At 58.9% G+C, this 13,328-nt stretch carries 13 protein-coding genes and 1 other RNA gene; 8 read left to right on the top strand and 6 right to left on the bottom strand.

The window, feature by feature from the left end; translation table 11 throughout:
- Positions 1-142 precede the first annotated feature (142 nt).
- Positions 143-1,201, top strand: coding sequence for a porin (locus B1781_RS21960; RefSeq protein WP_078121729.1), 1,059 nt, complete (start codon positions 143-145; stop codon positions 1,199-1,201).
- Positions 1,202-1,311: 110 nt separating this feature from the next.
- Here the strand turns inward: B1781_RS21960 and rpiA are convergent, their stop codons facing one another.
- A complete protein-coding gene (rpiA, locus tag B1781_RS21955) occupies positions 1,312-1,971 on the bottom strand; it encodes a ribose-5-phosphate isomerase RpiA (RefSeq protein ID WP_078122188.1) in 660 nt (219 codons plus the stop codon).
- Positions 1,972-2,317: 346 nt separating this feature from the next.
- Here rpiA and ilvA point away from each other — a divergent pair, with 346 nt between their 5' ends.
- Positions 2,318-3,838, top strand: coding sequence for a threonine ammonia-lyase, biosynthetic (ilvA, locus tag B1781_RS21950; RefSeq protein WP_078121728.1), 1,521 nt, complete (start codon positions 2,318-2,320; stop codon positions 3,836-3,838).
- A 93-nt stretch (positions 3,839-3,931) separates the two neighbouring features.
- Here the strand turns inward: ilvA and B1781_RS21945 are convergent, their stop codons facing one another.
- The 5 genes from B1781_RS21945 to B1781_RS21925 form a co-directional block, all read right to left on the bottom strand.
- The gene (locus B1781_RS21945) at positions 3,932-4,345 is read right to left on the bottom strand and encodes a hypothetical protein (RefSeq protein ID WP_078121727.1); all 414 of its coding nucleotides are present in this window, start codon (positions 4,343-4,345) and stop codon (positions 3,932-3,934) included.
- Between the two features lie 320 nt (positions 4,346-4,665).
- Entirely contained in the window at positions 4,666-5,250 is a 585-nt protein-coding gene (locus B1781_RS21940) for a 5-formyltetrahydrofolate cyclo-ligase (RefSeq protein WP_078121726.1), read from the bottom strand.
- Positions 5,251-5,265: 15 nt separating this feature from the next.
- Positions 5,266-5,452, bottom strand: a non-coding RNA gene (ssrS, locus tag B1781_RS21935) — 6S RNA.
- A gap of 27 nt (positions 5,453-5,479) precedes the next feature.
- Positions 5,480-5,794, bottom strand: a complete 315-nt coding sequence (locus B1781_RS21930) for a cell division protein ZapA (protein WP_078121725.1) — start codon at positions 5,792-5,794, stop codon at positions 5,480-5,482.
- Positions 5,791-6,024 (bottom strand): TIGR02449 family protein, encoded by a 234-nt coding sequence (locus tag B1781_RS21925; protein ID WP_078121724.1) that lies wholly within the window; start codon positions 6,022-6,024, stop codon positions 5,791-5,793. Before B1781_RS21925 ends, B1781_RS21930 begins: the two co-directional genes overlap by 4 nt.
- A gap of 92 nt (positions 6,025-6,116) precedes the next feature.
- Between B1781_RS21925 and B1781_RS21920 the strand changes: the two genes are divergently transcribed.
- The 6 genes from B1781_RS21920 to B1781_RS21895 all read left to right on the top strand — a co-directional run bounded on the left by B1781_RS21920 (position 6,117) and on the right by B1781_RS21895 (position 13,319).
- Entirely contained in the window at positions 6,117-6,677 is a 561-nt protein-coding gene (locus tag B1781_RS21920; protein ID WP_078121723.1) for a UPF0149 family protein, read from the top strand.
- Entirely contained in the window at positions 6,674-7,978 is a 1,305-nt protein-coding gene (pepP, locus tag B1781_RS21915; protein WP_078121722.1) for a Xaa-Pro aminopeptidase, read from the top strand. Before B1781_RS21920 ends, pepP begins: the two co-directional genes overlap by 4 nt.
- Positions 7,975-9,204 (top strand): 2-octaprenyl-6-methoxyphenyl hydroxylase, encoded by a 1,230-nt coding sequence (ubiH, locus tag B1781_RS21910; protein WP_334223822.1) that lies wholly within the window; start codon positions 7,975-7,977, stop codon positions 9,202-9,204. Before pepP ends, ubiH begins: the two co-directional genes overlap by 4 nt.
- Positions 9,197-10,411 carry a UbiH/UbiF/VisC/COQ6 family ubiquinone biosynthesis hydroxylase gene (locus tag B1781_RS21905; RefSeq protein ID WP_334223821.1) on the top strand — a complete coding sequence of 405 codons (1,215 nt, stop codon included), beginning with the start codon at positions 9,197-9,199 and terminating at the stop codon, positions 10,409-10,411. Before ubiH ends, B1781_RS21905 begins: the two co-directional genes overlap by 8 nt.
- A gap of 154 nt (positions 10,412-10,565) precedes the next feature.
- Positions 10,566-11,561, top strand: a complete 996-nt coding sequence (locus tag B1781_RS21900; protein WP_078121721.1) for a Fe(3+) ABC transporter substrate-binding protein — start codon at positions 10,566-10,568, stop codon at positions 11,559-11,561.
- A 99-nt stretch (positions 11,562-11,660) separates the two neighbouring features.
- On the top strand, positions 11,661-13,319 hold the full coding sequence (locus B1781_RS21895; RefSeq protein WP_078121720.1) for an ABC transporter permease: 1,659 nt from the start codon (positions 11,661-11,663) through the stop codon (positions 13,317-13,319).
- Positions 13,320-13,328: the final 9 nt, after the last annotated feature.

The following is a 13,328-nucleotide window of genomic DNA, read 5'->3' as shown; positions in this document are numbered from 1 at the left end:
AATCAGGGATGTTGGGTTTTTGCAACAAAACAACAAAGTGTGGATTTTTTGCAAAAAAGTGCTTGCGCTGTGGTATGGGAAACACTACTATTCTCCTCGCACAGCTTTTCTTTAAACCAAAACCTATTTACGGGAGTTCTCAATGAACAAAAAGCTTCTGTCTGCAGCCATCGTCGCTGCTTGCGCTGCTGCCCCGGCTGCTTTCGCTGACGCAGTCGTTTACGGTAAAGCCCACGTCTCGGTCGACGCTATCGACTACGAGGCCACCTCCAGCGTTCTTGCTCCGGCTGAAAAAGACAACTACGAAGTCAACAGCCGTTCTTCGCGCCTTGGTTTCAAGGGTTCGGAAGATCTGGGTAACGGCCTGAAGGCTATCTATCAGTTCGAATTCGGTATCGACGTTGACGACAACAGCGGTATCAACAACGGCCGTAACACCTTCGTTGGCCTCGCTGGCGACTGGGGTACCTTCCTGGTTGGTCGTCATGACACCCCGCAGAAACTGGCTTTCTACGCTGCTGGTAACGAGCGTCTGGGTGACTCGATCATCGACCTGAACCGTTCGAACGCTAGCTGGGACATCTCTGGCGGCGCTCCGATCGGTGTCTTCCACGAAGCACGCGTCGATGACGCAATTGCTTACGTAACCCCGAACTTCAGCGGTTTCACCGCTGCGGTTGCGATCGTTCCGGGTGAAGACGACGGCGTCGCTACCGGTACCGGTACCGGTGGTGCCGACGGTCTGGCTGACCACTGGTCCGCAGGCCTGATGTACTCAGGCAACGGTCTGAAAGCCAGCGTTGGCTACACCGACTACTCGGGTGACCAGGGTAAGGCAAATGCTGATGACACCACCGTATTCCAGGTTGGTGCAAGCTACACCTTCAACAACTTCAGCATCGGTGCGCAGTACGAAGACAGCGATTTGGCTGATGTCGTCGATTACACCGCTTGGGCTGTAACCGGCAAGTTCACCTTTGGTAACAACGCTCTGAGCTTGGTGTACACCGATTCTGAATTTGACGTCGGCGGCGGCAGTGCTGGTGATGAAGAGACCACTGGCTGGGGTCTGGCTGCTGAGCACAACTTCAGCAAGCGCACCAAAGTCTACGCTGCATACGCTACCAATGAAGTTGAGGTTAGCGGTGGCGACGACGGCGACCAGGACGTCTTCTCGCTCGGTATGATCCACAGCTTCTAATCGAACGATTAGATTCTCGTGATCAAAAACGGGGCCTTCGGGCCCCGTTTTTTATTGTGCGTAGCCAGCACAGCGTGCTGGCTGAACCGCGGCTGTTGCTAAGCCCGAGGTCAAGGTTTGACTACTTTGGGACCTTCGGGCGTTCCGAGAATCAGCACGTCCGCCGGGCGGTGAGCAAATATCCCGACGGTTACGACGCCGGCCAGCTGATTGATCTGGGTTTCCAGTTTCACCGGCTCCATGATCTCGAGATCATGTACGTCGAGTATGAGGTTGCCGTTGTCGGTGACGAAGTTCTCACGCCACACCGGGCTGCCGCCGAGTTTGACCAGTTCGCGTGCGACGTAGCTGCGTGCCATCGGGATAACTTCGACCGGCAATGGGAACTTGCCCAGTACGTCGACAAGCTTTGACTCGTCCGCGATGCAGACAAACTTCTTGCTGGCCGCCGCGACGATCTTTTCTCGCGTAAGCGCGCCGCCACCCCCCTTGATCAGGTGTAGCTGGCGATTCGATTCATCTGCGCCGTCGACGTAAACCTCCAAGCCGCCGGTAGCGTTCAGGTCGAGTACGGGTATGCCGAGCTTCTTCATGCGCTCTGTGGATGCCTCAGAGCTGGAAACGGCACCATCGAACCGGCCCTTCACGTCTGCGAAGGCGTCTATAAAATGGTTGACGGTCGAGCCGGTGCCGACACCGATGATGCCGCCTTCCGGCAGGTACTCGATCGCAGCTTGCGCCGCCTGTCGTTTCATTTCGTCTGCGTTCATATCTGCCCTCTGCTTGGTCGGGTCTTCGCCCGTGAGTTTTCTGATGGCGCAGAAGGTATCACCGATGCCTGCACGCAGGCCAGCCGGCCGACTCCGGCGCATCAATCCGGGTGCGCGTACGCATCGTGCGGTCGGAACAACAGCGGCCTGCGCTGTTCTCCAAGTCGACGGTACATACTTCAGGCAGAGTTGCAGGCAATGCTGATACGATTGATGTTTTCGCCTGCCGGGTAAGCGCTCGATGTTGCAAGCCGGTTGTTGGCGCGCATGGCGAAGAGGCCGGTCCGGAGTATTGCGGGTTCCGGCGTAACGCGGAAATTTGTCGATTCAATTTGAGAGAGCTGGTATGTCACGCAACTACGTTGAAAAGATCCTGCGGGCTCGCGTCTATGATGTCGCGGTCGAGTCGCCGCTGGAAACAGCTGCGCGGCTGTCATCGCGAACAAGCAACAGGGTGTTGCTCAAGCGCGAAGACGAGCAGCAGGTTTTCTCTTTCAAGTTGCGCGGCGCCTACAACAAGATCTATCAGCTGACGCATGAGCAACGTGCTGCAGGCGTCGTGGCTGCTTCAGCCGGCAATCATGCACAAGGTGTCGCTCTTGCCGGAAAGCGGCTCGGTGTTGCAACTACCATCGTTATGCCGGTGACTACGCCGGGCATCAAGGTCGAAACCGTACGTCGCCTTGGTGGCAAGGCCGTGCTGCAGGGCGATTCTTATGACGATGCCTTCGCGCACGCGATGAAGCTGGTCGAAGCCAAAGGTTTGACCTTCATTCATCCCTTCGACGATCCGGATGTGATTGCAGGCCAAGGCACGATCGGTATGGAGATCTTGCGACAACACGCAGACCCCATCGATGCGGTGTTTGTGCCCGTCGGAGGCGGTGGCCTGATCGCCGGTGTTGCTGCTTACATCAAGCACGTACGGCCGGAGATAAAAGTCATCGGCGTCGAGCCGGAGGATTCCCCGACGCTGGAGCGAGCCATGGCTGCCGGTCGCCGTGTCGTGTTGCCCCGAGTAGGGCTGTTCGCTGATGGTGTCGCAGTGCGCCAGATCGGCAAGGAAACATTTCGCGTCGCGCGCAAGGTTGTCGATGAGGTGATTTTGGTTACCACCGATGAGATCTGTGCGGCGATCAAGGATATCTTCGACGATACGCGGAGTGTTGCCGAGCCTGCCGGAGCGCTTGCGGTGGCGGGTATCAAGAAGTACATCGCTCGCGAGAAAGCCAAAGAGCAGACATTGGTGGGCATACTCAGTGGTGCCAACGTCAACTTCGACCGTTTGCGGCATATCGCAGAGCGTGCAGAAGTCGGTGAACAGCGTGAAGCGTTGTTCGCGGTGCGGATACCCGAAAAACCCGGCAGCTTTCTCGCGTTCTGCAGAGCCTTGGGTAAACGCAGCATCACGGAGTTCAATTACCGTTTTTCAGATGATCAGGATGCCCAGGTCTTTTGCGGCGTAGAGTTGCGCAACGGCAACGCTGAACGGATAGAGCTCAAGGATCAGTTGGCTGAGAAGGGGTTCGAGGTTGCTGACCTGACCGACAACGAAACAGCCAAACTGCATATCCGATACATGGTCGGTGGCCATGCGCCGCAAGCGACAAACGAAAAGCTCTTCCGCTTCGAGTTTCCTGAGCGGCCGGGTGCGCTGCTGGATTTTCTCAAGGGGCTATCACGGGGGTGGAATATCAGCTTGTTCCACTACCGCAACCACGGTGCCGCCTATGGGCGTGTTCTGGTCGGTTTGCAGCTTGACGCAGGGTCGGTGAAGAGTTTCAGGGCGTATATGGAAGAGAGTGGATACGCGTACAGCGATGAGTCCGAGAACATCGCCTATCGACTGTTCGCCAAGGGCGGCTGAAGAACAAAAAACCCTGTCCGCACAATAGCTTAGTGCGGAAGCGGTAGAGAAAAGCCCGACCTGCAGGTCGGGCTTTTCTTTGCAGTTAAACGATCAACGCTTCTTGCGAGGCGTGACCTTACGTGGCCTGGCTTTCGCTTTTTTCTTAGCGGTAGCCTTTTTCTTTTTAGGTGCTGCTTTTTTCTTTTTAGCAGCGGCCTTCTTCTTTGAAGTTGCCTTCTTCTTTGAAGCGGCTTTCTTCTTCGAAGTTGCCTTCTTCTTTGAAGCGGCCTTCTTCTTTGAAGTTGCCTTCTTCTTTGAAGTGGCTTTCTTCTTCGAAGTCGCCTTTCTTCTCGAAGTGGCTTTCTTCTTAGAGGTTGCCTTCTTCTTGGCGGCTACTTTTTTCTTCTTAGCAGCTGCCTTCTTCTTTGGTGCTGCTTTCTTCTTCGCAGCGACCTTCTTCCTGGAAACGGAAGCTTTCTTAGCTACCGCTTTCTTCTTTGCCGATGACTTCTTCTTGACTGCCATAAACCCCCTCCGGTTGAACAGGTGCCATAGACCATGGCTTGAGTATAAACAAGGAAAACGAAAATACTAGTTTGTCAACGGCGTTATCGACGTTTGCTTTCAAGGCTTTAGCGAAAATTTGTGATTTGTTTTTGCAACTGAAGTTGCGTTCACACGATGTATACGGGGCGAAACGCGATTTCGCATTCAACGTGAACGCTACGCAGCTTGTATTTCGTTGCCAAGAAATCAACGCAAAAAAAATTTCGAAATCGTGCTTCGTAACTGCGCAAAAGGCTTAAAAGCGCAGCTTTCAACGCCTGCTGATGGCTGCGAACTGCCTATGCGTAAACGCGTTGTTCAGTGAAAACTGCGTCGAGTTTAACGTCCCAGGGTTGCTGTTCGATCTGAGCGACTCGTTGGAGATCGAATGCAACGCCAGCGAGGTGCGGACGTTGCAGATGTGAACGACGTCGGCGAAAAGCGAATGTGCGATCGTAGAATCCGCCACCCATGCCGAGTCGGTGGCACTGCGTATCGAAACCGAGCAGAGGCACGATAACGAGGTCGAGATCACGCGCGGGTAGAACGACAGTTGTGCGTGGGTCAGGTTCAGGTATGCCGAATCGATTCGGCATCATCGCTGTGTCGGGTGTCCATCGCGCAAACCACAGCCGACCTTGCTGGAAAGGGTGCAGCACAGGCAGAAAGCAGTGTTTGCCCAGCGCGGCTGCGATCTGCGCCAGGGGCATCGGGTCGATTTCCCCGTTTGAACCGACATAGAAGGCGATGCGGCGAGCTTTGAGAAACGGGCGATAGCGCGCGATACGTTCGATGACGCGCGCCTGTGCGCTTGCACGTGCAGCGTCTGTGAGCTCACGCCGAGCGCGTTTCAAGGTTTGACGTAGGGGTTTCGGATTGCTCATCGCGCAGAGAAAGCGGCATTCCCCACCTGTGCCGGTACTTGCCGTTATCCTTGAACCGTGAGGTTCAAGTGGGACCGAAGCGGCGCCTCAGGCTTTCCGCTACAAGGCGGACATGCACACTGGCGTCCGAGGCTCGGTCCCGGGGTGCGTAAGCATAGGCTCAAGGGAACATCGGGCCAGCTGTCGAGCACCGCAGGGAATGCCTGATTACAGGCTAAACGCAAACGCTCTAGAGTTCCAGCTGTGTGCTGTCGTTGAGTGCGATTTCGATGCGCTCGCGCAACGAACGTATGCGCTTGTTGGCAGAACTGGCAGCAGAATCCTGCTCGGATTTTTCCTTCAGGAGTTCGTGGGCGAGGTTCAACGCGACCATGACCGCGATTCGATCGGTTCCGATAACCTTTCCTGAACCTCGTACCTCGCGCATGCGTGCATCGAGAAACCGTGCCGCGCCGATCAATTCGTCTTCGTCGCCCGGTTCACACGCGATGCGATAGTCTTTGCCGAGGATGCTGACCGCAATGGGTTCGGCGGGTTTGCTCACGCTTCATCCTCCAGCTTTTTCAGCCGGCTGATCATGTCTTCGACACGTGTCTTGGCCTGGTCGTTCTTGTTGGCCAGCTTATCGCGCTCCACGAGCAACTCCTGCTCACGAGCACGAAGCGTTTTATTCTCATCCTTGAGATGGGTACAGGCGCGAATCAGTTCTTCCACGCGCACTTCGAGTGCGCGCAGGTCCTGTTCCTGGATGCCTTGTTTATCGTTATTGCTCATAGCTTTGTGGACTATAGTTTCGCAGGCTCAGCCGGGTCAATGGCGGCGCATGATACGATGGTTGGCGGCTCGATAAACTGTGACTTGATCCGATGGTAGTTCCCTCCGAAGAAACCGCACCCGAATACACCGCGGTAGCCGCCGCCATGCAGCGTTGCGGCATGCCGCAAGCCCCCGCCGAAACCCAAGGGCTGGCGCTGGGCCTGTATATCGGCGGCGTCGCCAACCCGTTGCAGCTCTGGCAAAAAGAGTTGTATGCCGATCTCGATCCCAACGACGTGCTTGCAGCCGAATGTCGCACCCTGCTGGACCGCGTTTTCGCCGCCGTGTTCGTCGGTGACTCGGGGCATTCCATGCACCTGTCACTGTTCCTGCCTGAAGGCATTGAGGTCAGCGTTTCGCGCCTGCAGGCCGTGCGTGGCTGGTGTCAGGGCTTTCTGTACGGTATCGGACTGGGCGGCGAATCGCTGACCCAGCGTCTGTCGCCACAGGCCCAGGAACTGTTGCGTGATCTCACCGAGATCACCCGGCTCGATACCGACAATGTCGACAACAGCAGCGAAGATCAGTCAGCCTTGATCGAGATCGAAGAATATCTGCGCGTCGGCGTCATGTTGATCCGTGACGAACTCAAGGGAGACAAGTCAGCGTGAACCAGAATGAGTTCAAGCGCCGCCGCCGTCAGCTGATGCGCATGATGGGGCCCGGCAGCGTGGCGATATTGCCGACCGCTGCGGAAACCATCCGCAATCGGGATGTGCACCACCCGTTCCGACCGGACAGTGACTTCTACTACCTGACCGGGTTCGCCGAACCCGAAGCGGTCATGGTGCTCGTACCCGGTCGGGCGCATGGCGAATACATACTGTTCTGCCGCGAAAAAGATCCGACGAAAGAGCTGTGGGATGGGCGACGCGCCGGTTTGGAGGGCGCGGTTGACGACTACGGCGCCGACGATGCGTTTCCGATCACCGACCTCGACGACATCCTGCCGGGGCTGCTCGAAGAGCGCGAGCGCGTCTTCTTCGCCATGGGCTGCGACCCGGCGTTCGACAAGCGCGTCTCAGACTGGGTCAGCCAGGTACGTTCCCGCGCGCGCGCCGGAGTACACGGCCCGATCGAATTCCTCGCGCTGGATCATTTCCTTCACGACATGCGGCTTTACAAGAGTCGCGCCGAAACGTCGGTCATGCGACGCGCTGCGAAATTGTCCGCGCAGGCGCATCGTGAGCTCATGCGTCGCTGTGAGCCGGGCATGCATGAGTACCAGCTCGCTTCGGTGTTCAACCATGAGTGCCAGATGCAGGGCGCAAACGGCTTGGCCTATCCGTCTATCGTGGGCGGTGGCAACAATGCCTGCGTTCTGCACTACGTCGAGAACAACGAGGCGCTACGCGACGGCGACCTGGTGCTGATTGACGCAGGTTGTGAGCTCGATTGTTATGCGTCGGATATCACCCGTACTTTCCCGGTCAACGGACAGTTCAGCGACGCACAACGCGCACTCTACGAGCTGGTATTGGACGCCCAATTGGCGGCAATCGACAAGGTGCGTGCCGGCAATCACTGGAACGATCCTCACGATGCAGCGGTGCGCGTTCTGACCAAAGGGTTGCTGAAGCTGGGATTGCTGCGCGGCACCTTGGCCAAGGCCCTTAAGGCCCAGTCGTACACGCGCTTCTACATGCACCGTACCGGCCATTGGCTCGGAATGGACGTGCACGACGTGGGTGACTACAAGGTGGACGGCCATTGGCGCGAGCTGGAACCCGGCATGGTGCTGACCGTGGAACCGGGGCTGTATATCCCGCACGGCGCCAAGGGGGTCGCAAAAAAGTGGCAGGGCATCGGCATCCGCATTGAAGACGACGTACTGGTCACCAAGGGCGAGCCGGACGTTCTAAGTAAGGATGTCCCCAAGCATGTCGACGAAATCGAGGCGTTGATGGCGTGAGCGACTCGGCGCGCTATGACCTGATCATTGTCGGCGGCGGCATGGTCGGTGTCAGCCTCGCCCTGGCGCTCGCGCGGCGCGGGCTGCGGATGGCGCTGGTTGAAGCGCATGTGCCGGGTGCGGATTCGCAGCCCAGTTACGATGATCGCGCCATCGCGCTGGCCTACGGCACGCGACGCATCTTTGAGGCCATCGATGTCTGGCCGTCGTTGCAGCCACGCGTCGAGGCAATAACCGACATTCATGTCTCCGATCGTGGGCATTTCGGCTTTACCCGCCTGCATGCCGCCGATGAAGGCGTGCCGGCGCTCGGTTACGTGGTGACGGCCCGTGAACTGGGCCGCGTTCTGCTCGACCAGCTGCAGCGTGATGCTTCGCTGGATATCGTCGCGCCGGCACGCGTGCTGAACTTCGTCGACCAGGGTGACTCGGTCGAGGTGGAAATCGAGCGCGACGGTGTCGTGACTACCCTCGCCTGTTCACTGCTGGTTGCCGCCGACGGCGGCGATTCGATGATCCGTGAATCGCTGGATATACCGGTACAGCGTTGGCAGTACGGGCAGTCTGCGATTGTCGCCAACATTACGCCTTCGCATGCGCACAACAATGTGGCCTACGAGCGGTTCACCGATACCGGGCCGGTCGCGCTGCTGCCGATGAGTGAAGGGCGTTGTGCGCTGGTCTGGACAGTGCGGGACGACATGGTCGACGACGTCATGGCACTGGACGACACCGCATTCTTGCGCCGTTTTCAGGACCGATTCGGGCATCGGCTGGGTCGCTTCAAACGCGTCGGCAAACGGGCGTCATATGCTCTATCGCTGCTGCGCGCACGTCAGTTCGTTCGCGGTAGAGTGGCCATCATCGGCAATGCGGCGCATACGCTGCATCCGATCGCCGGACAGGGATTCAATCTCGGTATCCGCGACGTCGCCGCGCTGGCCGAGGTTATCGATACGGGTTTCGCGCGCGGTGACGACATCGGGAGTACTGAAGCGTTGGCGGCGTATGTGAAATGGCGGACGGCCGAACAACGCAATGTCGCGCTGGCAACCGATGCCTTGGCGCGCTTGTTCAGCAATCCATTAGGGCCGCTGCGTGTCGGACGAAACCTGGGCTTGCTGGCGATGGAGTTTGTGCCGGGTGCCAAGCATTCGCTGGCTCGTGCAGCCATGGGTATGGCGGGCCGGCAGCCCCGATTGGCGAGAGGAAAGGCACTTGGCTGAAGATCGTTGTGATGTCTGCGTTGTCGGTGGCGGCATGGTCGGCGCCGCGCTTGCCTGCGGGCTTGCACGTCGCGGATTCTCCGTAGTGCTGCTCGAAAAACGCAAGCCCGCGATGAGTTGGGACACCGAGAGTTTCGATCTGCGGGTGTCGGCGATTACCCGCGCTTCACAGCACCTGCTGCAGCATCTGGGTGCGTGGTCGTTCATCACCGATGACCGGGCAACCGCGTACGAGCACATGCATGTGTGGGATCGGGCCGGCGTCGGAGAGATTCATTTCGATGCCGCCGATATCGGCGAGCCAGATCTCGGGCACATCATTGAGAACCGGGTGATCGTGCGCGCCTTGTGGCGCACCTTCGACGAAGCCGGTGTGCGCGTGATTGCGCCTGGCGCAATCGATGTACTGAAAACAGATGACAACCAAACCGAGCTGATTCTCAGCGATGGCCATCGCCTGACGACGCAATTGGTGGCTGGCGCCGATGGTGCCAATTCGCAGGTGCGCGCGCTGGCGGGTATCGACACGCGCGGCGAGCCCTACGATCAGCACGCCGTTGTCGCCACGGTGCACACGGAATCGGGTAACGCGGCTACCGCGTGGCAACGCTTCATGGCGAATGGCCCACTTGCGTTGCTGCCGATGCGCGACGATCTCGTATCCATCGTCTGGTCGACGACGCCGGATGAGGCCGAGCGCCTCTGTCGTCTGCCCGAGAGCGAGTTCAATCAGCTGCTGACCGAAGCTGCGCAGTCGCGGCTTGGACGGATGAGCGTGATGGGCGAGCGGGCAGCGTTCCCCCTACGTATTCAGCATGCCGAGTGCTACGTGCAAAAAGGCCTTGCCCTGGTCGGCGATGCAGCGCACGTGATCCACCCGTTGGCGGGTCAGGGCGTGAATCTTGGGTTTCTTGACGCTGCGGCATTGATCGATGCGCTGCAGCGAGGGCGTGAGCACGATCGCCATCTCGGTTCGCTGGCGACCTTGCGGACATACGAACGCGCGCGCAAAGGCCACAACACGGCAACGCAGTTGACGATGGATGCGTTCAAGCACCTGTTCAGCAATCAATCGATGTTGTTGTCGACGGTGCGCAATCTTGGCCTGGGGGCGGCCGGGCGGATACCGCCGTTGCGCCGCTTATTCGAACGCGTGGCCCTCGGTTATGGTCTCGAACTGCCCAGTCTCAGTCGTCCTCCGCTGTGATCGCATGCCCTACAGCTCGTTTGTATCTTGTCTAAACCATTAATTTAGCGCCGTTTTTCCACTCCGGCCGTGCATGCCGGGGTTTGACAAGCTCGCAAATTTGAATAACATTGCAAATCATTCTCATTTATTGTTCTCTCGAGGTGATTTGAAGATGCGTTCCCTGTTGTTCGGCTTACTGGCGTTTGCCGTTGCTATGCCTGTCACGGCGACTGCCGACGAGGTGGTTGTTTATTCGTCGCGCAAAGAACACCTGATCAAGCCATTGTTCGATCGTTTCACCAAGGAGACGGGGATCGATGTCAGCTACATCACCGACAAGGAAGGTCCGCTGTTGCAACGGCTGCGCGCCGAAGGTCGCCGCACGCCCGCTGACATGCTGATCACGGTCGACGCGGGCAACCTGTGGCATGCCGCGGAGACCGATGTGTTGGCAGAGATAGACTCAGCGGTGTTGAACGCCAACGTGCCGGCCAACCTGCGCGATGCCAAGGGTCGCTGGTTCGGTCTGTCGGAGCGCGCGCGCACGATTGTCTACAGCACCGAGCGGGTGAAACCGGGCGAGCTCACCACCTACGAAGATCTGGCCGATCCAAAGTGGAAGGGGCGCTTGTGTCTGCGTACGTCGAAGAAGGTCTACAACCAATCGTTGGTCGCCACGTTCATTGCGCGACTCGGCGAAGCCGAAGCCGAAAAGATCGTACAGGGTTGGGTCGCGAACCTCGCTACCCAGCCGTTCTCCAACGACACCAAGACAATGGAAGCGATCGCTGCCGGTCAGTGTGACGTGGGGATCGTCAATACCTACTACTTCGGCCGACTGCAGAAGGACAACCCGGAAGTGCCACTGGCCCTGTTCTGGCCGAACCAGGACAGCAGCGGCGTGCACATCAATGTCTCCGGCGCCGGCATCACCAAGTATGCAAAGCACCCCGAGGCGGCGCTGAAGCTGCTGGAATGGTTGTCGTCGGAAGAGGCGCAATCCGATTTTGCCGGGTTGAACATGGAATACCCGGTCAATGCGAAGGTCAAGCCGGACCCGCTGGTTGCCTCTTGGGGTGACTTCAAAGCCGATGATCTGCACGTCAGCGAGGCGGGTCGTCTGCAGGGCGACGCGATCAAGTTGATGGATCGCGCCGGGTATCGTTAACGTCGAATGACGTCATTGCATGTGGGCCGGTGAAGCTCTTCCCGGCCCCTGACAGCGGGGAGACTCTGTCTTCCCGCTGTCGTCGTTTGAAGCCGAAACATGACAGCGGGAATCGAAGCCGAAAATCAGGTCTTTGTCGGGGCGGCGCGTGAACGCGATGACAGCGTTCGCTGGCGTTGGGCCGCGCGTCTGCTCGCGGTCAGCGTGATCGTACCCCTGGCGGTCATTTTCAGTTCCTGGCTGTCCGTCGACGCGGAAATCTGGGCCCATCTCGGCGGCACAATTCTGCCTAACCTGATGCGCAATACGACATGGCTGCTGATCGGCGTGACCGTGGGCACCTTGTCGCTTGGCGTCTCGCTCGCCTGGCTGACCGTCATGTGCGATTTTCCCGGGCGGCGCATGCTCGACTGGGCCTTGATGTTGCCGTTCGCATTGCCGGCTTACGTGCTGGCTTTTGTGTTCGTCGGTGTCATGGATTTCTCCGGGCCGGTCCAGGCGGGCCTGCGCGCACTGTTCGATCTGCCGCCGAGTTGGTCGTTCGAGGTGCGCAACACCTTCGGTGTGATCGCGGTGATGACGCTGGTGCTGTATCCCTACGTCTACATGCTGGCGCGGGTATCGTTTCTCGGGCAGGGCCAGAGTGCCTATGAAGCGGCGCGCAGTCTCGGTCTCGGTCCGTGGGCGGCCTTCTTCCGTGTGTCACTACCGATGGCGCGGCCGGGGATCATTGCCGGGCTTAGCCTGGCGTTGATGGAGGCATTGGCCGATTTCGGTGCGGTATCGGTGTTCAATTTCGATACCTTCACGACGGCGATCTACAAAGCATGGTTCGGTTTCTTCGATCTACAAAGTGCTGCGCAACTGGCGTCGATCCTGTTGACCCTGGTCCTGGTGGCGCTGGTCATCGAGCGACGTTTTCGTCAGCGTGCACGCTTCACCGAAACGGGTCGTGGCGGTGTGCAGCGTCGCATGAGACTGTCGGGTGGCCGTGCCGTTGCGGCCAGCGCCTTCGCCTGGGGGGTGTTCTCGATCGCCTTCGCCGCTCCGGTTGTGCAGCTTGTGAGTTGGGCGTGGGAGACCTCGTCGGGTCTGGATAGCCGGTACTGGGATCTTCTGCAACACACGCTGTTTCTCGGCGTAATCGCAGGCGTGTTGACCGTCACGGCAGCCTTCGTTCTGGCGTTCGCACAGCGTTACCACGGTGATTTGTCCACCGCGCTGAGCGTGCGCATCGGTACCTTGGGTTACGCCTTGCCGGGTTCGGTGCTGGCCGTAGGCGTCATGCTGTCGCTGACCTGGTTCGACAACCGTTTCGCCGACGCGGTCGAGTGGCTGACCGGTCATGATATCGGCCTGCTTCTGTCGGGCACGGTGGTTGCGCTGTTGATGGCCTACTTCGCACGATTTCTTGCGGTTGCTTACGGCCCGGTAGACAGCAGCCTGGAGCGCATTCGCCCGAGCATCCGCGATGCCGCACGCAGCCTGGGGGCAGGCCAGTGGGAAACGGTCTGGCGGGTCTATCTGCCGATGTTGCGTCCGGGGCTGCTGACGGCCGGGCTGCTGGTGCTGGTCGATGTCATGAAGGAGATGCCGGCTACCTTGCTGCTGCGGCCGTTCGGCTGGGACACCCTCGCGGTGCGCATCTACGAGCTCACGTCCGAAGGCGAATGGGAGCGCGCCGCACTGCCGGCGGTCGCGCTGTTGCTGGTTGGCCTGATCCCGGTGGTGTTGTTGGTGCGAAAGTCGGCCCGCTGACCCTCCGCC

The organism is Thiosocius teredinicola (genome assembly GCF_002009425.1).
Classification (GTDB): Bacteria; Pseudomonadota; Gammaproteobacteria; order Chromatiales; family Chromatiaceae; genus Thiosocius; species Thiosocius teredinicola.
Note: the sequence above shows the minus strand (reverse complement) of the source record. Positions and strands in the feature narration are given on the sequence as shown.